Source organism: Bacillus sp. NTK071 (assembly GCF_017303315.1).
Classification (GTDB): domain Bacteria; phylum Bacillota; class Bacilli; order Bacillales; family Guptibacillaceae; genus Guptibacillus.
Genome location: NZ_JAFKOI010000001.1, coordinates 281527 through 300873 on the forward strand (window position 1 = coordinate 281527; position 19347 = coordinate 300873).

Consider the following 19347-nt stretch of genomic DNA (forward strand, 5'->3'; position numbering starts at 1 on the left):
AAAAAGCTGTTGTCGTAAACGTTTTGCTATAAGTGTGGGGGATTTCCGCTCCAGGATGCTCGCTTTCCGCGGGGCGGGCGGTGAGCCTCCTCGGCACAAAAAACATTGCGCCTGTGGGGTCTCACCTGTCCCGCTAGTCCCGCAGGAGTCGAGCATCCTTCCGCTCCAATCATCTAAGTTTGAATTTTTAAACAAAAATTCTTTTAAGAGCAATAATATTTGATAAAAGAGTCTAATAAATAACAGGTTCCCGCTAATTACATTAGAGGGAACCTTTTTGATATGAAAAAGGTTGAAATCTATTATGATTCTAGGCAGAGCAAAAATCAAAAATGTTCACTAACATGACATTAAAAAAAAAAATTATATGTTGTATAATTGTAAATTTCATAACGAGATCATTAAAATTTTAACGGTTTTTTACTTTAATGTAATGTATAAAACAAAAATTTACAAAAAGATTAAGCTATGGTAATCTAGTAAATTGAGTCCTAATATGTTATAAAAAGGTTTTTATTCCAAAAAGATGGTTGGTTTAATTGTATAAAATATCCTAAGTGATTTAGAAAAGATGGAGTATAACAGTGGACTCAATATCATAGATAAAGGTGAAATGTCATGAAAAATAAAATATCAATTATCATTCCGGTGTACAATACAGAAGTTTACTTGGAGAATTGTATTGAATCATTAATCAATCAAGCCTATTCCAATTGGGAGGCTATTTTGATTAACGATGGTTCAACGGATAATAGTCTATCGATTATTAGGAATTATGAAAAACAAGATTCTCGAATAAAATCAATAGATTTAAAAGTTAATAAAGGAGTAGCGCATGCCCGAAACACTGGATTAGATGTGGCGGCAGGAGAGTTTATCTACTTTTTAGATAGTGACGATAGTTTAGATCAATATGCTCTAGGTCTTCTTATTAGCAACATCACCCACCATGAAGTTATATTTGGTTCATTCAACAAACAAAATAAAAAAGCCAACCTCACTTTACCTGTTAAACATCGAATTAAATATTCAAAATCAAAATTTCGAAATGAATCTGTACTTAATCGATTGTTTAGACGTACGTTAGTTGATGAACTAAATCTACGTTTTGATGAGGACTACAGATACTATAGTGATTTAACATTTTTGTTACCTCTCCTTGACTATTTCAAAACCGTACCTACGATAACAGGCTATATTTATAAAAAACAATGGCGAAAAGACCCAGATTCTCCCGAGTCATTAACACAACACGATGACGTAGCTAAAATAAAAGAATATGTGGAGAGATTTCACAAACTAACAGAAGTGTACTCAGAGAATCCAAAAGCCGTTAAATTTCTATGCAATCAGTTCGTTTCTTATTATTGTCAATACGTGATCTTCGTTCTTCAAGAACAAGACATCTATTCAGAAGTCCTGGAGGATTTATCGTCAGTAGTCGAATTTATAGATATTCATTCTTATTCTAGAAGAATTAGTTTCTTTATTAAAAGAGAGCTAAAAGCGATCAAAAATAAAGATGAGAAAAAGCTTAGGAAGCTACTGAAACTGCATAAAGTTTTAAGAATAACTTCAAGATCACTAAAAGGTCGCCAAAAACTTTATCGAACGTTATACAACTATGTATTTACTAAGCTACCAATGCAAAACAAAACAATCGTATTTGAAAGCTTCTTAGGAAAAAATTATTCAGATAGTCCTAAAAACATTTATGAAGAGCTCATTAACGAAAATAAGGACTATAATTATATTTGGGTTTTCGCTAAACCTGGTAAAGAAATACCGGGTAATGCTAAGCAAGTGAAACGATTATCATTAGCTTATTTCTATTATATGGCGCGGGCAAAATATTGGGTTTCGAATTCTCGGATTCCAAAAGCTTTAAAGAAACGAGAAGGAAATATCTACCTTCAAACGTGGCATGGCACACCATTAAAGAAATTAGTGTTTGATATGAATGATGTTCATTCAGCCAATCCAAATTATAAAGCGGACTTTTATGAACAATCTAGAAGATGGGATTATTTAATTTCAGCAAATTCTTATTCCAGTGAGATATTTCAGCGTGCGTTTAAATTTAACAATCACATGTTTGAATATGGCTATCCTAGAAATGATATATTACACAGTGATAACAAAACACAGCTTATGGAAAGATTTAAAACGCAGTTAAATATTCCATTAGATAAAAAGGTCATATTATATGCGCCTACTTGGCGCGATGACGAATTTTATAAACCTGGTCAATACAAGTTTTCGTTAAGATTTGATCTTGAGCGATTGCAAGAAGAATTAGGTGATGAGTATGTGGTGCTTCTTCGAACACATTACTTTATAGCAGATCATCTTAATACTGAAGATTTTGAAGGATTTGCTTTCAATGTTTCTAAGTATGATGATATCTCAGAATTATATCTCATAGCCGATATCTTAATCACAGATTATTCATCCGTGTTCTTTGACTATGCAAACTTGAAACGACCAATTCTTTTCTTCACATATGATTTAGAAAAATATCGTGATACCTTAAGGGGATTTTATATTGATATGGAGTCTGAATTACCTGGGCCGTTAGTGTTTACAAACGATGAGATTATTGATTCGATTAAAAACATTGATCAGGTAAAAGAACAATATCAAGCGAAATATGATCAATTCTATGATCGTTTCTGTGGGTGGGAGCATGGAGATGCTTCTAAGAGAATTTCTGGAGAAGTATTCAGCTGATACTCTGAACTTCTAACTCAATATAGAAGATTAATTTAAGTGAAATTGAGTACTCCTGGTAATAGAAGAAATCTTTTAGTATGAATAAAAAAAGAAGGGCTGATTGCTATACAATTGCAATCAGCCCTTCTTTCGTTATGAATTTGAAATTACTTCTTCATCCTAAATATCAAATCCTGATCTGGTGTTACATAAAGAGTGTTTTGTTGATCATACGTCACAAACCCTGGCTTGGCACCGTTTGGTTTTTTGACATGACGTACTTCGGTATAATCAACCGGCACTGAACCAGATTCGCGTGCTTTACTGAAATAGGCGGCAAGGTTGGCGGCTTCAAGGAGCGTTTCCTCCGTGTATTCTTTACTTCGGATGACAACGTGAGAACCAGGAATATCCTTCGTATGAAGCCACGTTTCACTTCTTGCAGCGAGTTTGTTTGTTAAATACTCATTCTGCTTATTGTTTTTTCCAACAAGTATTTCAGTTCCATCTGTTGATTCATATACATCAAGCTGTGGTTTAGTTGGTTTAGATTTTTTCTTTTTGCGAGACCGTTTCTTAATATATCCTTCCTCTTCAAGCTCCTCACGAATCTCTTCAATATCACGTGGAGAAGCAGCGGTTAGCTGTTGGATAAGCTGGTCAAGGTAAGCAATCTCTTGATGGGCCATTTCAATTTGCTCTTGTAGTACAGAAATAGAATTCTTCGCTTTGTTGTACTTTTTAAAATAAGCTTGAGCATTTTCAGATGGTGATTTTTGAGGATTTAACTCAATCTCAATCATACCACCATCTTCATCATAGTAATTCTGTACGGAAACCTTTTTATCACCGCGTTTTACCATGTGCATGTTCGCAGTCAGAAGCTCACCAAGCAGTTGGAATGTATCTGCTTCCTGTGCCTGTTTAATTGTGCGTGAAAGCTTTTCGATTTTCTTCTCGTTCTTTTTTAATTCATTCGAAAGAAATCGTTCAAGATCATTCGACTGTTGCTTCACACGGTCTCGATCAGCTTTCCCGTAATAAAAGCGGTCGAGAAGCTCACTACTTGAATCAAATGTTCTTGATTCCCCGCTTAAATGAGTTAACGGCACAACTGAAAAGTATTCTTTCGACGCAGTGACCATTTGTGGTGTGTAGTGGTGATTACCTAGCTGATTGAATACATCAAAAAAAGATTCGGGTAGCGTAGAGCGATTTGCAAGACCGGCTCTATGCACAACTTCATTCGCAATAAGTGGAGACACCCCTCCAAACGCTTGGACAAGTTGTTTACTAAGTTTCCCAGCATTAAAGTCAATCTGTCTTAGAAAGTCTTCCGTACTTAATCCGAATGGCGATACTTTATTCTGAGCTGGTGGAGCTACATAATCCTGACCAGGGAGCACTGTTCTGTACCGGTTAACAGATGGTGGAAGGTGCTTAATGCTATCAAGTATCATGTTCGATTCATTTAATAGAATAACGTTACTATGACGACCCATAATTTCAGCGATTAATGTCCTTGTCGTTAAATCGCCTAGATCATTGCGAGCTTTGAACGTCACATGGATAATTCGTTCGTTATCGATTTGTTTAATTTCCTCGATAATGCTTCCTTCAAGATGCTTCCTAAGGAGCATGCAAAACATTGGCGGTTCCTTCGGGTTTGCATAGGATTCCTTTGTTATTTGTATTCTTGCATAAGATGGATTCGCCGATAATAGCAGCTGATGATTTTTACCACCAGAGCGAACAACGAGCAATAAATCAGTCGCATAAGGCTGATAGATCTTTGTTACTCGTCCACCTTTTAACAATTCATTTGTTTCGTGCGCAACGGCTCTCATAACCATTCCGTCAAAAGACATATTGTTCACCTACATTCCTATCAATAGACATCGCTCTTAGTATAGCATTTTTTTAAGCTTGTCTGAATATAGATGAACTAAAAGCGAGATAACGTGCAGGATCGGGGTGTAATTCATGAACTGGTATAACATGACGACAAAAGAAGTAGCAGAGGAATTAGAAACAGATCGTGAGACTGGCATTCGTTCAGACGAGGCGGTACAGAGAAGAAAAATCTTCGGACCTAATCAATTGGACGAGGCAGAACGACCATCGATGATACTAATGTTTCTGGCTCAATTTAAAGATTTCATGGTTGTTGTATTACTTGCAGCAACACTTATTTCAGGATTGCTTGGGGAATATCTTGATGCGATTGCGATCATCCTGATAATTCTTGTTAACGGAGTGCTTGGGTTCGTACAAGAACGAAAAGCTGAAAAGTCGCTACAAGCATTAAAGCAATTATCCTCACCCAAAATGAAAGTATTGCGAAATGCCCAGTGGATCACAATACCAGCAAAGGAAGCTGTCATAGGTGATGTCGTTCGGATAGAAAGCGGAGACCGCATTGGAGCGGACGTTCGATTCCTTACCTGTCAAGATTTATTAATAGAAGAATCAGCTCTGACAGGAGAGTCTTTGCCGGTAAATAAACACCCAGATCCGATAGCAGATGAACATCCAGGACCTGGTGATCAACATAACATGGGATTTATGGGAACTCTTGTCACGAAGGGGAACGGGACTGCAATCGTAACTGCAACCGGAATGAAAACAGAGATGGGAAAAATTGCCCATTTAATTCAGTCAGCAGATACGATGGAGACGCCGTTACAGCATCGCCTTGAACAGCTTGGTAAAATCCTAATTGCTGCCGCATTGTTATTAACCGCTTTAGTGGTCGTGCTTGGAATTATTCAGGGGCGTGATGTGTATAGCATGTTCTTAGCAGGAGTGTCACTTGCTGTTGCAGCCATCCCTGAAGGCCTTCCGGCGATTGTAACGATTGCTCTTGCAATCGGAATGCAGAAGATGAGCAAGCGGAAAGCGATTGTAAGAAAGCTCCCATCAGTTGAAACACTCGGCTGCGCGACTGTTATCTGTTCAGATAAAACCGGTACGCTAACACAAAACAAAATGATGGTAACAAAGTTATGGGCGGGTGGTGAGACGTGGGACGTTACAGGATCAGGGTATGAGCCATACGGAGATTTTTTCAAAGGAAATACGCGTGTCTATTCAGATGAAGAACGCTCATTGAAACAGCTTCTAACATTTGGTCTGCTCTGTAGCAACGCCAGAGTTATTGAACAGAAAGGCGAATATATATTAGACGGTGATCCAACAGAAGGTGCTCTCGTTGCAGCAGCAATGAAGGCTGGACTGACAGATGAAGTAAGAGAGGAAGAATTTAAGATTATTCAAGAGTTTCCATTTGACTCGAATCGGAAAATGATGAGTATGATTGTGGAAGACACACATGGCAAAAGATATGTAATTGCTAAAGGGGCTCCAGATATCGTTCTGAAACAATGTGAATCTCTTCTCTGGAACGAAAAGAAGGCATCACTTCGTAAAAGCTACGAGAGGCAAATACAAGAGCAACTCACTACCTTTGGTGAATCGGCTCTTAGAACGATCGCAGTTGCCTTTAAACCTATCCAGAATGAAGAGAAGATGCTTCACAGCGTACAAGCCGAATCGAGGCTAACGTTTGTTGGTTTGGAAGGGATGATTGATCCTCCAAGAGAAGAAGTGAAGCAAGCTGTAGCTGACTGTAAAGAAGCTGGAATTAAAACGATTATGATTACAGGTGATCACATAACAACAGCAACTGCGATCGCTCGTAATCTAGGTATCCTACCTGAAGGGGGGAGAGTGATAGAAGGAAGTAAACTTTCCTCCCTGACTGTTGAGGAGCTTGAGAGTCAAGTTGAAGACATCTATGTATTTGCTAGAGTTTCACCAGAACATAAATTAAAGATTGTCAAGGCCCTCCAAAATAGAGGGCATATTGTTGCAATGACTGGTGACGGTGTAAATGATGCACCAGCCATTAAAGCCTCCAATATTGGAATTTCGATGGGACAATCTGGCACAGATGTATCAAAAGAAGCATCTTCTCTGATTCTTAGTGATGATAATTTCGCAACAATTCGAGCTGCAGTTGAAGAGGGCCGAAACATTTATGAGAATATACGAAAGTTCATTCGCTATTTGCTCGCTTCAAATGTAGGTGAGATTCTTGTGATGCTGTTTGCTATTCTTTTAATGCTGCCACTCCCACTTGTGCCAATCCAAATACTTTGGGTGAACCTTGTGACTGATGGACTCCCTGCTATGGCGCTCGGGCTTGATCCAGCAGAAGGTAACGTCATGAAAAGAGATCCGCGTAAACCAAAAGAAGGTGTTTTCGCTAGGGGCCTTGGATGGAAGATCATATCACGTGGCATTATGATTGGTGTGTGTACACTTGCTGCGTTTATGATTTGTTATGGCGAGAATCCAGATGATTTAGTAAAAGCACAAACAGTCGCATTTTCAACACTTGTACTTGCACAATTAATCCATGTTTTCGACTGTAGAAGTGAACGGTCTGTATTCCATCGAAATCCTTTCGAAAACAAAGCTCTCGTTTTAGCGGTGCTATCTTCTGTAGGATTACTGCTCGCAGTAATTTATTATGAACCGCTTCAGCCGATCTTCCATACTACGTATCTCTCTATGAGAGAATGGATGTTAATCATTGTCTTCTCATGTATTCCAACCTTTCTTCTTGCAGGTTCTGCCTTATTTAAGAAAAAACATAGTATGAACAGAGGATGAAACAGATCCTCTGTTTTTTCTTCGTTAGCACTTTACTTTAAGAGAGATATCCCTTTGTTTCAGTTTGATGAAGTGGTACAATTGGTTAGAATAGCAATTGGATGTGATAAAATGATTAAGAGCATGACTGGATATGGAAGAGCATCGTATGAACACAACGACGTTCAACTAACTGTCGAAATTAAATCCGTGAATCATCGATACTTCGATGGCTCATTTCGCATGCCTAAAGCGCTCCTGTCTTTAGAAGGAGATATAAAAAAAGCAATCCAAAGCTACCTATTACGTGGGAAAGTTGACCTGTATGTAACGATAGAAGGTGCAGGGTTTAACTCGAAAAAAGTGACGGTAGATTGGGAGCTGTTTGATCAGTACATAAAAATAGTAAAGCAGGCTAAGGATCGCTATAGCTTAGATGACTTAGCTACCTCACAAATTCTTCATCTAGAGGATGTTTTTCAAGTACAGGTGACAGAAAGCAATCTAGAACAATTCGAAGACATTTTCTTTACAACGCTTGATCAAGCCATCCAGGCTCTTATTGAGATGAGATGTAAAGAAGGCGAAGCTCTCGATCAAGATATTCGTGAGAAGTTATCACGAATGCAAGTTGGCATCTTATCCATCTCAGAACTTTCACATGAAGTAACTGAGTCCTTTGAGAAGAGAATTCGCAGTCGACTAGAAGGATTTAAAGAGCTCGAATCAGTTGATGAAGGACGTATTTTGACTGAAGTTGCTCTTCTTGCGGATAAAGCGAGTGTAGACGAAGAAATCACGCGGCTCCATAGTCATCTAGCACAATTCCATGATATTCTTACTAATGATGGTGTCGTAGGAAGGAAGCTTGATTTCTTAGTGCAGGAAATTAATAGGGAGCTGAATACGATCGGTTCCAAGTCTTCACACCATAAGATTAGCCAGCACGTTGTTGATCTTAAGAGCGAAGTGGAAAAGATTCGTGAGCAGGTTCAAAATATTGAATAGCCTGTGAGACTTGTTTAAAATCACCTTACTGGTGTAAAAATAGAATTGAGATTCCCGGGAGGAACAACCATGAGTATTAAATTAATTAATATCGGATTTGGGAACATTGTTAATGCGAATCGAATAGTCTCAATTGTTAGTCCAGAATCGGCACCAATCAAACGAATAATAACAGTTGCGAGAGATCGCAATATGCTTGTAGATGCAACGTATGGACGTAGAACACGCGCTGTTATTATTTCTGACAGTGATCATGTTATTCTTTCAGCTGTTCAGCCTGAAACAGTAGCTCAACGTCTTGTTAATAAAGATGAGCTATCAGACGAGTAAGATCTATAAAGTGGAGGTTAGTATGGAAAAAGAACGTGGATTATTAATTGTTCTTTCTGGCCCTTCAGGAGTTGGAAAAGGAACGGTAAGGAAAGCTTTCATGCAGAACGCGGAGGAAGTGCAGTATTCAATCTCTGTCACAACCCGTAAGCCACGTGAAGGTGAAGTGAACGGTGTAGATTACTTCTTTAAATCACACGATGAGTTCGAAAGTATGATTGAAAACAATAAACTACTTGAATACGCTCATTATGTAGGAAACTACTATGGTACTCCAGTTGATTATGTGGAAGAAACACTGCAATCAGGGAAAGATGTTCTCCTTGAAATTGAAGTACAGGGAGCCAAACAAGTAAGAAAGCATTTTCCCGAAGGAGCATTTATTTTCTTAATGCCCCCAAGTCTTTCTGAACTTCGAAATCGCATTGTCAATCGCGGAACAGAATCAACAGATTTGATTGATAACCGCATGGGTGTTGCGAAAGAAGAGATTGAATTAATTGATCAATATGACTATATCGTCGAAAATGATCAAGTTGAGTTAGCTTGTGAGCGAATTCATGCTATCATTACAGCAGAACACCTAAGACGTGATCGCCTTGCACATAAATATAAGAATGTAACGGAGGTTTAATTATGATTTTATATCCATCGATTGATTCATTAATGGACAGAATTGATTCTAAATACACACTTGCAACGCTATCTGCAAAAAGAGCACGTGTGATTCAACAGACTGGTAATGTTTATGTGGACCGTCCTAAGTCGGTCAAAGCTGTTGGTAAAGCACTTGAGGAAGTAATGGATGGCAAATTGCTTGCTGACGGAATGATAGAAGATTGATGTAGAAGTAACAACCTATGAGAATAGGTTGTTATTTTTTTCTTGCTTCTCATATTACCCGAAGTTGATTTTGTGCTCATTTACACCATGTTTGTCAGAATCGATTAGAGCAAATAAATTTGCTCATTCGATTCTGCCAAACATGGTGACCTTTCAGCAGAGCTGAAAGGCGATTGAAACTTAGGTTTCAATCGAATGAGCCCAAAATCGAGCAATAATAATAGGCTCTTTTCTAAAAGATTGTTGTTTTATGATTTTTTTATAGAGAACCTCACTTCGTAGTTGATTGGAGCGGAAGGTGCTCGACTCCTGCGGGACTAGCGGGACAGGTGAGACCCCACAGGAGCGGAAGTCAACCGCACCTCTTATAGCAACAAAGTTTACGAAAAGAGCCTAATAATATTAATTAAAATTTCAAAAAAAGATAACCATAACCACATTATGTTAACTATTGAGATGGAAGGTGATGTTTGATGAGTCTCAAAGGGAAGAAGATATTGCTTTGTGTAAGTGGGGGGATTGCTGTGTTTAAGGCAGCTGCGCTTACTAGTAAATTGTATCAAACAGGTGCTGAGGTGAAGGTGTTGATGACAAATTCCGCTAGTGAATTTGTAACGCCGCTTACTTTTCAAACCCTATCTCGAAATGATGTATACCGGGACACTTTTGAAGAAAAAGACCCATCGTCAGTTGCACATATCGATATTGCAGACTGGGCAGATCTCGTTCTAATTGCACCTGCAACAGCAAATATGATAGGTAAGTTAGCAAATGGTATAGCCGATGATATGATGTCGACAACCTTACTTGCGACTGAGGCACCAGTGTGGGTTGCCCCTGCTATGAATGTACATATGTATGACCATCCCGCTGTGAAGAAAAACATGGATACATTAAAGTCTTTTGGATGCCATTTTCTTGAACCTGGAGAAGGTTTACTTGCATGTGGATACGTTGGTAAAGGCCGGATGGCAGAACCTGAAGATATCCTTTCAACGCTTGGAACGTACTTTAAAAGTGTAACGAACGATTTAGAAGGAAAGCAAATCGTTATAACAGCTGGTCCAACGCGAGAAGCGGTAGATCCAGTGCGCTATTTTACAAATTACTCATCTGGCAAAATGGGGTTTGCACTAGCTGAACAGGCTGCAAAACGCGGAGCGGAAGTTACGCTGATTGCAGGACCTGTGTCACTTCCGACTCCAGAGAACGTAAAGCGAATTAACGTTGTCACAGCCGATGATATGTTTCAGGCAGTGATTAAAGCAGCGGATTTAGCGGATGTCGTTATTAAAGCAGCGGCGGTAGCTGATTATCGACCAGCGCTCGTCTCTTCTGAAAAAGTGAAAAAGTCTGAAGATGCGATTGCGATTGAAATGGAACGAACAAAAGACATTTTATGGACGCTTGGACAGATGAAAACAAATCAAATTCTGGTTGGGTTTGCTGCTGAATCTGAGCGACTAGATGAGTATGCACAGAAAAAACTCGAGAAAAAGAACCTGGATCTTATTTGTGCGAACAACATTAAAGCAGAAGGGGCCGGATTTGATAAAGATACGAATGTGATGACGCTTATGAGAAGAGACGGTGAGCGTGTCGAACTTCCACTTCAGTCTAAACATGAAGCGGCTAATCGAATATTAGATGAAGTGAAACGATTGGACGTGGACCATACATGATTGCAAAAGTCATAGTCGACGTACCGGCGAATCAGACCGATCGCCTGTTTGATTATGCAATTCCAGAAGCGTGGGAAGAAATGATAGAACCTGGTATGCGAGTTGTTGTGCCGTTTGGACCTAGAAAAATCCAAGGGTTTGTTATTTCCGTCGTTAGTGAATCGGAACACGCGAAGTTAAAGGAAATTAGTGAAGTAAAAGATGTTACACCAGTTCTGACGAAAGAATTATTGGATCTCGGTTTCTGGTTAACAGAAAAAACACTATGTTATGCAGTTTCAGCTCTTCAGGTCATGCTTCCTGCTGCGATGAAAGCGAATGTGACTAAAAGGGTTGTGCTTGGAAATAAAGTGAATCATGAGGCAGCATGGTTTAGAATGATCGAAAATAGTGGCTTGAAATGGGATGAGTTTCTCTCTCATTTCAGCCATAAAGAATTAAATCGTGCCATCAAAAATGACGAGCTTGAAGTGCGATATGATGTGAAAGAGAAAACGGCACCGAAAACAATTCTCTCCGTTTCTGCTGCCCTTACAAAAGATGAACTTCGAAACGAGAAGGAGAAGATGGGCAACCGTGCAATGAAACAGCAGGATATTATTAGCTTCTTTATTCATAACGGTGGAGCTGTTTCATACAAAGAGCTAATGGAAGTGTTGGATACAACACGTTCTACGATTAAATCGCTCGTTTCTAAAGGTATTCTGAAAGAAGAAGAAGTCGAGCTTTATCGAGATCCTTATAAAGGTCGAAGCTTTAAGCCTTCTCGGGCGCTAGAGCTGACAGATCTTCAACAAAATGCGATTTCTCCCATTCTAGAAAGCATTGAGAATCAATTCTATGGAACGTTCCTTATTCATGGTGTAACTGGAAGTGGAAAGACCGAGATTTATTTACAGTCGATTCATCGCGTTCTTGAGCAAGGCAAGGAAGCAATTGTACTTGTTCCAGAAATCTCATTAACACCTCAAATGGTGACCAGGTTTAAAAGTAGGTTTGGATCAGAGGTAGCTGTATTACACAGTGGACTTTCACGAGGTGAAAAATACGATGAATGGCGTAAAATTCATCGCAAAGAAGTAAAGGTCGTAGTGGGGGCACGATCTGCTGTTTTTGCTCCATTTACGAATCTTGGTATCATCATTATCGACGAAGAACATGAAAGTAGTTATAAGCAAGAGGAGAACCCCCGTTACCACGCAAGGGACGTTGCCATCAAAAGGGGTGAGCATTACCAGTGTCCAGTTGTATTAGGTAGTGCAACACCTTCACTAGAATCGTATGCAAGAGCGTCTAAAGGAGTTTATACGCTTATTGAACTCCTACAGCGTGTTAACAAACAGGCGATGCCGGAAGTATCGATTGTTGATATGAGAGAAGAGCTCCGTTCAGGAAATCGATCAATGTTTTCAAATGAACTATTCGATAAACTGAAGGATCGACTGGAAAAAAAGGAACAAACGGTGCTCTTTTTAAATAGACGTGGCTATTCAACATTTGTTATGTGTCGTGATTGTGGTTTTGTCGTTGAATGCCCTCACTGTGATATTAGTTTGACTTACCATAAGAATAACGGAACGATGCGCTGTCATTATTGCGGGCATGAAGAACGATTCCCTAGTAACTGTCCTGAGTGTGAAAGTGAGCATATTCGTTTCTTCGGCACTGGAACACAGCGTGTTGAAGAGGAGTTAACAAAGATTTTACCAGAAGCACGAGTTGTTCGAATGGACGTGGATACAACAAGACGCAAAGGTTCCCATGAGAAGCTTTTAAATCAGTTTGGAGAAGGAAAAGCTGATATTCTACTTGGGACACAGATGATTGCAAAAGGGCTGGATTTTCCAAACGTTACACTCGTTGGAGTTCTTGCAGGTGATGCGATGCTTCACTTACCTGACTTTAGAGCTTCAGAGAAAACGTTTCAGCTCCTCACGCAGGTAAGCGGTAGAGCTGGGCGTCATTTACTTCCAGGTGAAGTAATCGTTCAGTCTTATACACCTGAGCATTACAGCATTGAAATGGCAGCTGAACACGATTTCCAGTCGTTTTATAAGCGCGAGATGGTAACAAGAAAGCAATTTGGTTACCCTCCTTTTTATTTTCTTGCGATGGTAAACGTGTCACATGAGGAGTTAACAAAAACGGTAGACGTAACAGAGAAAATCACAAGCTTTTTGAAGAATAAGCTATCAAATGCTAGTGTTGTGCTAGGTCCGGTGGCATCTCCAATTCCAAGGATCAAAGATAGATATCGCTATCAATGCATGATAAAATACAAAACTGAACCTAATTTAAATGATTATCTAAAAGAAATCCAAAAGCATTTTTCAAAAGACATTAGCCGTGGAGGATTGCAGCTGACAATCGATACACAGCCTTATATGATGATGTAGATAAGTGGGAAAGGGAGAATAACGTTGGCCATTAGAAAAATAGTATTGCACCCAAATGAGGTGCTTGAAGTAGAATGTAAGCCCGTAGATACGTTTGATAAAGCGCTACATGAACTGTTAGATGACATGTTTGAAACGATGTATGACGCAGAAGGAGTAGGGCTTGCTGCTCCTCAAATTGGAATTGATCAACAAATTGCTGTCGTGGATACACGCGAAGAAGAAGCGCTAGAACTAATTAACCCTGAGGTAATAAAGTCGTCAGGTAAAGAGGTTGATCTAGAGGGTTGTCTTAGTTTTCCTGGGTTATTTGGTGAGGTAGAACGTCCGTATCGCATTACAATCAAAGCTCAAAATCGCTTTGGTAAAGAGTTTAAGTTAAAAGCGGAAGGTTTCTTTGCAAGAGCCATTCAACATGAAATCGATCACTTGCATGGCATTCTTTTTACTGAGAAAGTCATTCGTTACATCGAGCCAGAGGGAGATGAAGAATAAGTATGACGAAAATTGTATTTATGGGAACGCCTGATTTCTCTGTTCCTGTGCTTGATATGTTAGTTGATGAAGGATATACGATTGTCGGAGTTGTTACGCAGCCTGATCGACCAAAAGGCAGAAAGAGAGTGATGACACCTCCACCAGTTAAAGTTGCAGCAGAAAGACACGGCCTTCCTGTTTTGCAGCCTGAGAAAGTGAAAGACCCAGAACAACTTCAGCACATCCTTGATTTAAAACCTGATTTAATCGTTACGGCAGCTTTTGGACAAATTCTTCCGAAACAGCTTCTGGATGCGCCTGAATATGGATGTATCAATGTGCATGCTTCCTTACTACCTGAACTTCGAGGGGGCGCGCCGATTCATTACTCCATTCTGCAAGGGAAGAAAGAAACAGGTATTACAATTATGTATATGGTTGAGAAGTTAGATGCTGGTGATATACTAACGCAATCTGTCGTTCCGATTGAGGAGCGCGACAACACGGGAAGTCTTCACAATAAGTTAAGTGTATCAGGCTCACAGTTATTAAAAGATACGCTTCCTAAGCTATTAAATGGTGAACTGACACCTGTGAAGCAAAATGATTCTGAAGCAACTTTCGCGCCGAATATTAAGCGTGAACAAGAGAAGATTGACTGGACAAAGTCTGGCGAAGAAATCTACAACCATATACGCGGATTGCACCCATGGCCAGTGGCTTTTACGGAGTACGAAGGCAAAGTAATGAAGATCTGGTGGGGTGAGAAAATCGAAAGCACACCAGAAGCAGATCCAGGAACAGTTCTATACACAGATTCCGATGGTCCAGTTGTTGCAACTGGAAACGGAACCGCAATTAAACTGACTGATATCCAACCAGCTGGAAAGAAACGCATGACATCCGCTCAGTACTTACAAGGGCGTACATTTGAGAAAAATGAAAGATTTGGTGAATAACATGGCAAACGTAAGAGAAGCAGCACTTGATGTAATTGAAAAGATTAATAAAAACCAAGCTTATAGTAACCTTTTATTAAATGAAACGATTAAGAAGCACCAGCTAAGCCGTAAGGACACAGGCTTATTAACTGAAATCGTGTACGGTACGATACAACGTAAGCAGACACTCGATTTCTACTTAGATGATTTCCTAACAAACCGGAAGAGAATTCAGACGTGGGTGATATCTCTCTTACAACTTTCCCTTTACCAAATGATTTATCTTGATCGTGTACCTGATCGTGCAATTATCCATGAAGCTGTCGAAATCGCTAAAAAACGTGGGCACAAAGGCATTAGTGGAATGGTGAATGGCGTTCTTCGAAATACTCAACGAAAAGGACTTAGAAATCCTGAGGATATTGAAGACGTTGCTGAGCGCATCTCTATCGCGAAAAGTCATCCGCTTTGGCTTGTGAAACGCTGGATTGATCAACTCGGGGTTGACGCAACAGAAGCAATGTGTGAAGAAAATCTTCTTGCACCATATGTGACAGCACGGGTAAATGTATCAAAAACATCTATAGATCAAGTAATTAAGGATCTTGAAAAGGAAGGCGTACAAGCTGTTCCAGGAAGCCTTTCAGAGGATGGGGTTAAGGTCCTTGAAGGGAAACTTCTTGAAACAAGCGCGTACAAGCGCGGTGATTTAACCATTCAAGATGAAAGTTCAATGCTTGTAGCCAGAGCGCTTGGAATTGAACCAGGTCAGAAAGTTCTCGATGCCTGTGCTGCTCCTGGTGGGAAGTCAACGCACATTGCAGAGCGATTAAATGGATCTGGACATGTGAATTCTCTTGATTTGCATGCTCATAAAGTAAAGTTAATAAAGAAGCAGGCACAACGTCTAAATTTACGTGCAATTGAAGCAGAGACGCTCGACAGCAGAAACGTGGCAGAACGGTTTAAAGCAAAATCCTTTGATCGTATTCTTGTTGACGCACCGTGTACAGGATTCGGTGTCCTTCGCAGAAAGCCTGATATTAAGTGGTCGAAGCAAGAGGAAGATATCAATCGCATCACGAGTGTCCAAAAAGGAATTCTTTATGCTCAAGCAAGTCTTTTAAAACCAGGTGGAAAATTGGTTTATAGTACGTGTACAATAGAAGAGGCGGAAAACCAAGAAGTGGTAAAACAGTTTCTGGCAGACCACCCAGAATTTAAACTAGATGAGACGCTTATGAACAGGTTGCCTGAAAAGGTATCTGAGTATTGCGATGGTGGACAACTACAACTTCTACCGCAATACTTTGGCACAGATGGCTTTTATATTGCGTGCTTAGTTAAAAAATAAGGCTTTAACGTAGAGGTTGTTGCTAGGAGTTGATTTCCGCTCCAATTAGCGAAAGGTGGTTTGTAAAGCCCTTCCAAACACAACAACCTTGCTAGAAAAAGCCAAGTATAAAAAACGGCGCAGGCGGGTTGCTTCCTTAGGAAGCAATCTTCGCCGCGTCATTATTGTAGAGGAGACGGGGTGTCCACATGCAAGCTGTAACATTGACAGACCAGGGACAAGTAAGGGCATACAATGAAGACAGTACGAATGCAGTGCAGAATAGCCTGGGAGAATATTTAGTTGTTGTAGCGGACGGAATGGGTGGCCATCAAGCTGGTGATGTCGCTAGCGCACTGGCTGTTGAATCGCTTCAACTCAGCTGGGAAGAAGAAGAAGCTGGTTTTCGCCCGGGAAGAGCGGAAGCATGGCTCCTACATACCATCCAACAAGCAAATGAGACAATTCTATCTTTGTCTAAAGAGAAACCACAATATGCTGGAATGGGCACAACGCTTGTTGCAGCAGTATGTACGAATGAGTTTATTACGATTGCACATGTCGGTGATAGCCGTGCATACTTAATCGGAAATAGTAAACTATCTCAAAAAACAAGCGATCATTCTCTTGTTAACGAACTAGTCAAAAATGGACAGCTTTCAGAAGAAGAAGCGGAAGATCATCCAAGAAAAAATGTGTTGCTTCGCGCACTCGGAACGGATTTGAATGTGAAGGTAGATGTTCATACGTTTGAATGGGATGAAGAAGAAGCAGCTCTCTTTTGTTCAGATGGCTTAACGAATAAAGTGTCAGATACACAGCTTGAAGTCGTGATGAACTCAGATCAGTTGCTCGCGGAGAAGGCGGCTGAACTTATTCGTTTAGCAAATGAGGCAGGCGGAGAAGATAATATCACTGTAGCTATTATTGAAAACTCACCTTCTTCAGGAAGTGAAGTCTAATGTTAGGAAAACACATAAATGGGCGTTACAAACTGCTTGAAATCATCGGTGACGGTGGGATGGCGATTGTGTATAAAGCTACTGATTTAATCCTTGATCGAACAGTAGCCGTTAAATTACTACGCCCCGAATTCTCACGCGACGATGATTTTATTAAACGGTTTCGAAGGGAAGCAGAGTCTGCTACAAGTTTAGCTCACCCAAATATCGTTTCTATTTATGATGTTGGAGAAGAAGAAGATATTTATTATATCGTGATGGAACATGTTGAGGGGGCTACCCTTAAGCAGAAAATCCGTAACCGAGGTGCACTCCCGATAGAAGAAGCTGTTGATATTATGAAACAAATGACTTCAGCTATCGACCATGCTCATGAAAACCACATTATACACAGAGACATTAAACCTCATAATATACTGATTAATGAATATGGGGAAGCGAAAGTAACGGATTTTGGTATCGCAATCGCCATGACGTCAGCTACGATAACCCATACCAATTCTGTTCTTGGTTCCGTTCATTATTTTTCCCCTGAACAGGCTCGTGGAGGCTTGGCTAACGAACGATCTGATATTTATTCGCTTGGGGTTTGTTTCTATGAAATGGTTACTGGTGTTCTGCCTTTCTCGGGGGACTCTCCAGTATCTGTAGCTCTTAAGCATTTGCAGGATCGTTTCCCTAAGCCGAGTTTGATCAATACGTCTCTGCCTAAAAATGTTGAGAATATCATATTAAAAGCAATGGCAAAGGAACCCTCTTTGCGTTTTCAAAATGCACAGGAATTATTTGACGCACTGGAAGTGGCGCTAGATCCAACGAAGGTTTATGATAAGCCCATAGAGTCAACAGATGATGAAGCAACCAAAATTCTAGGTCCAGTACTACCTGATCGCTCTGAAAAGACGCAAGAATTAAAGCCACTTGGCCCAGTTCAGAAACAAGAAACTGAGCCAGAGCCAAAGAAAAAAAAGGCAGGTAAAATAACTGCAATCGTATTTTTAATTCTACTTCTTCTTGGTGGAGCAGGAGCTTTAGCCTTTGTCTTCATACCAGGTTTATTCTATGTTAGTGAAGTTGAAGTACCGGACGTAACAGGTATGTCCTATGAAGAAGCAAGAACGACGCTTATTGATCAGAAGCTTGATGTGAAAAAGGAAGAGCAATTTGACGATGAAATAGAAGAGGATGACGTTATCAGTCAAGACCCTGGCGTAGGTGTTATGGTGAAGGAAAATAGCACAGTAACGCTCTATGTAAGTATGGGAGCTGAAAAGACAGAACTTGATGATTTCATTGGTAAATCAAAAGACGAAGTGCAAGCACTGTTAGATAAGCAAGGCTTTACAAATGTGAAATACGAAGAGGAGTACCGGGACGAACCTGAAGGTGAAATTTACGATCAGAACCCTGAAGCTGGAAAGATGGTTCTTCCAACCGAAGATCGGATCGTTATCTGGTTTAGCCTCGGACCTGAACCAACTCTCATGGAAGATATAACTGGATTAACGAAAGAAGAAGCTGAGACATATGCGAGTGAGAGAGGTTTAACGATTGTTTATGAAGAACCTGAATTTAGTGATTCAGTGGAAGAAGGAAGCGTTTTGGATCAATCACCTAGGACGGCAGCTAAGGTAGAAGAAGGCGATGAAATTAAGCTTACCCTTTCAAAAGGGAAAGAGCCGGAGCCAGAACCAGAACCGGAACCTGAGCCTGAGCCATCTCCAGAAGATCAGGCAATTGTTGTTCCAAGCTCATACACGTATGATGTGAAAGAGGGAGAAGAACACCTGATTGAAATTCTATATAAAGATTCAACAACCAAAGGTGAAGAAATCTCAGAGAAAATAACTGAAACGAAAGAATTCAACTTTGACTTAACCATCTATCCAGGTGAAGAAGCATCTTATAAGGTCCTTGTTGATGGCAAAGAGAAAAAGAAGGATTCAAAAACAATTACCTATGAAAAGGCTAAACAAAAATACGAAAAAAACGAGTAAGGAGTCCTAC

General features: G+C 40.0%; 14 protein-coding genes. 13 read left to right on the forward strand and 1 reads right to left on the reverse strand.

Going from position 1 to position 19347, the window contains the following annotated elements; all coding sequences use genetic code 11:
* The first annotated feature begins 618 nt into the window (after window positions 1-618).
* Window positions 619-2730 (forward strand): bifunctional glycosyltransferase/CDP-glycerol:glycerophosphate glycerophosphotransferase, encoded by a 2112-nt coding sequence (locus JI666_RS01485; RefSeq protein WP_206888222.1) that lies wholly within the window; start codon window positions 619-621, stop codon window positions 2728-2730.
* Between the two features lie 149 nt (window positions 2731-2879).
* Here the strand turns inward: JI666_RS01485 and JI666_RS01490 are convergent, their stop codons facing one another.
* Window positions 2880-4580, reverse strand: coding sequence for an Rqc2 family fibronectin-binding protein (locus JI666_RS01490; protein WP_206888225.1), 1701 nt, complete (start codon window positions 4578-4580; stop codon window positions 2880-2882).
* Window positions 4581-4695: 115 nt separating this feature from the next.
* Here JI666_RS01490 and JI666_RS01495 point away from each other — a divergent pair, with 115 nt between their 5' ends.
* From JI666_RS01495 to pknB, 12 genes are all read left to right on the forward strand, one after another.
* Window positions 4696-7389: a calcium-translocating P-type ATPase, SERCA-type gene (locus tag JI666_RS01495; protein ID WP_206888228.1), complete on the forward strand. Its 2694-nt coding sequence runs from the start codon at window positions 4696-4698 to the stop codon at window positions 7387-7389.
* 111 nt (window positions 7390-7500) lie between these two features.
* Complete coding sequence (locus tag JI666_RS01500) at window positions 7501-8376, forward strand: YicC/YloC family endoribonuclease (protein WP_206888231.1); 876 nt, start codon at window positions 7501-7503, stop codon at window positions 8374-8376.
* A 69-nt stretch (window positions 8377-8445) separates the two neighbouring features.
* On the forward strand, window positions 8446-8706 hold the full coding sequence (gene remA / locus JI666_RS01505; protein WP_159782328.1) for an extracellular matrix/biofilm regulator RemA: 261 nt from the start codon (window positions 8446-8448) through the stop codon (window positions 8704-8706).
* Window positions 8707-8728: 22 nt separating this feature from the next.
* On the forward strand, window positions 8729-9340 hold the full coding sequence (gmk, locus tag JI666_RS01510; protein WP_206888235.1) for a guanylate kinase: 612 nt from the start codon (window positions 8729-8731) through the stop codon (window positions 9338-9340).
* 2 nt (window positions 9341-9342) lie between these two features.
* Window positions 9343-9549 (forward strand): DNA-directed RNA polymerase subunit omega, encoded by a 207-nt coding sequence (gene rpoZ / locus JI666_RS01515; RefSeq protein ID WP_211201399.1) that lies wholly within the window; start codon window positions 9343-9345, stop codon window positions 9547-9549.
* A 473-nt stretch (window positions 9550-10022) separates the two neighbouring features.
* Window positions 10023-11231 (forward strand): bifunctional phosphopantothenoylcysteine decarboxylase/phosphopantothenate--cysteine ligase CoaBC, encoded by a 1209-nt coding sequence (coaBC, locus tag JI666_RS01520; protein ID WP_206888239.1) that lies wholly within the window; start codon window positions 10023-10025, stop codon window positions 11229-11231.
* Window positions 11228-13627: a primosomal protein N' gene (priA, locus tag JI666_RS01525; RefSeq protein WP_206888240.1), complete on the forward strand. Its 2400-nt coding sequence runs from the start codon at window positions 11228-11230 to the stop codon at window positions 13625-13627. The genes coaBC and priA overlap by 4 nt, the downstream gene beginning before the upstream one ends.
* Window positions 13628-13651: 24 nt before the next feature.
* The gene (gene def / locus JI666_RS01530; protein WP_206888242.1) at window positions 13652-14122 is read left to right on the forward strand and encodes a peptide deformylase; all 471 of its coding nucleotides are present in this window, start codon (window positions 13652-13654) and stop codon (window positions 14120-14122) included.
* 2 nt (window positions 14123-14124) lie between these two features.
* Window positions 14125-15063 (forward strand): methionyl-tRNA formyltransferase, encoded by a 939-nt coding sequence (gene fmt / locus JI666_RS01535; protein ID WP_206888245.1) that lies wholly within the window; start codon window positions 14125-14127, stop codon window positions 15061-15063.
* 1 nt (window position 15064) lies between these two features.
* Window positions 15065-16399 (forward strand): 16S rRNA (cytosine(967)-C(5))-methyltransferase RsmB, encoded by a 1335-nt coding sequence (gene rsmB, locus JI666_RS01540; protein WP_206888246.1) that lies wholly within the window; start codon window positions 15065-15067, stop codon window positions 16397-16399.
* Between the two features lie 188 nt (window positions 16400-16587).
* The gene (locus tag JI666_RS01545; protein WP_206888248.1) at window positions 16588-17340 is read left to right on the forward strand and encodes a Stp1/IreP family PP2C-type Ser/Thr phosphatase; all 753 of its coding nucleotides are present in this window, start codon (window positions 16588-16590) and stop codon (window positions 17338-17340) included.
* The gene (pknB, locus tag JI666_RS01550; protein ID WP_206888250.1) at window positions 17340-19337 is read left to right on the forward strand and encodes a Stk1 family PASTA domain-containing Ser/Thr kinase; all 1998 of its coding nucleotides are present in this window, start codon (window positions 17340-17342) and stop codon (window positions 19335-19337) included. Before JI666_RS01545 ends, pknB begins: the two co-directional genes overlap by 1 nt.
* Window positions 19338-19347: the final 10 nt, after the last annotated feature.

What these genes read in the sequence shown, in the direction of transcription:
- JI666_RS01545 (WP_206888248.1), top strand. Translation starts at nt 16,588, where the DNA reads ATGCAAGCTGTAACATTGACAGACCAGGGACAAGTAAGGGCATACAAT.
- remA (WP_159782328.1), top strand. Translation starts at nt 8,446, where the DNA reads ATGAGTATTAAATTAATTAATATCGGATTTGGGAACATTGTTAATGCG.
- fmt (WP_206888245.1), top strand. Translation starts at nt 14,125, where the DNA reads ATGACGAAAATTGTATTTATGGGAACGCCTGATTTCTCTGTTCCTGTG.
- JI666_RS01485 (WP_206888222.1), top strand. Translation starts at nt 619, where the DNA reads ATGAAAAATAAAATATCAATTATCATTCCGGTGTACAATACAGAAGTT.
- rpoZ (WP_211201399.1), top strand. Translation starts at nt 9,343, where the DNA reads ATGATTTTATATCCATCGATTGATTCATTAATGGACAGAATTGATTCT.
- JI666_RS01495 (WP_206888228.1), top strand. Translation starts at nt 4,696, where the DNA reads ATGAACTGGTATAACATGACGACAAAAGAAGTAGCAGAGGAATTAGAA.
- coaBC (WP_206888239.1), top strand. Translation starts at nt 10,023, where the DNA reads ATGAGTCTCAAAGGGAAGAAGATATTGCTTTGTGTAAGTGGGGGGATT.
- priA (WP_206888240.1), top strand. Translation starts at nt 11,228, where the DNA reads ATGATTGCAAAAGTCATAGTCGACGTACCGGCGAATCAGACCGATCGC.
- pknB (WP_206888250.1), top strand. Translation starts at nt 17,340, where the DNA reads ATGTTAGGAAAACACATAAATGGGCGTTACAAACTGCTTGAAATCATC.
- JI666_RS01500 (WP_206888231.1), top strand. Translation starts at nt 7,501, where the DNA reads ATGATTAAGAGCATGACTGGATATGGAAGAGCATCGTATGAACACAAC.
- gmk (WP_206888235.1), top strand. Translation starts at nt 8,729, where the DNA reads ATGGAAAAAGAACGTGGATTATTAATTGTTCTTTCTGGCCCTTCAGGA.
- JI666_RS01490 (WP_206888225.1), bottom strand. Translation starts at nt 4,580, where the DNA reads ATGTCTTTTGACGGAATGGTTATGAGAGCCGTTGCGCACGAAACAAAT.
- rsmB (WP_206888246.1), top strand. Translation starts at nt 15,065, where the DNA reads ATGGCAAACGTAAGAGAAGCAGCACTTGATGTAATTGAAAAGATTAAT.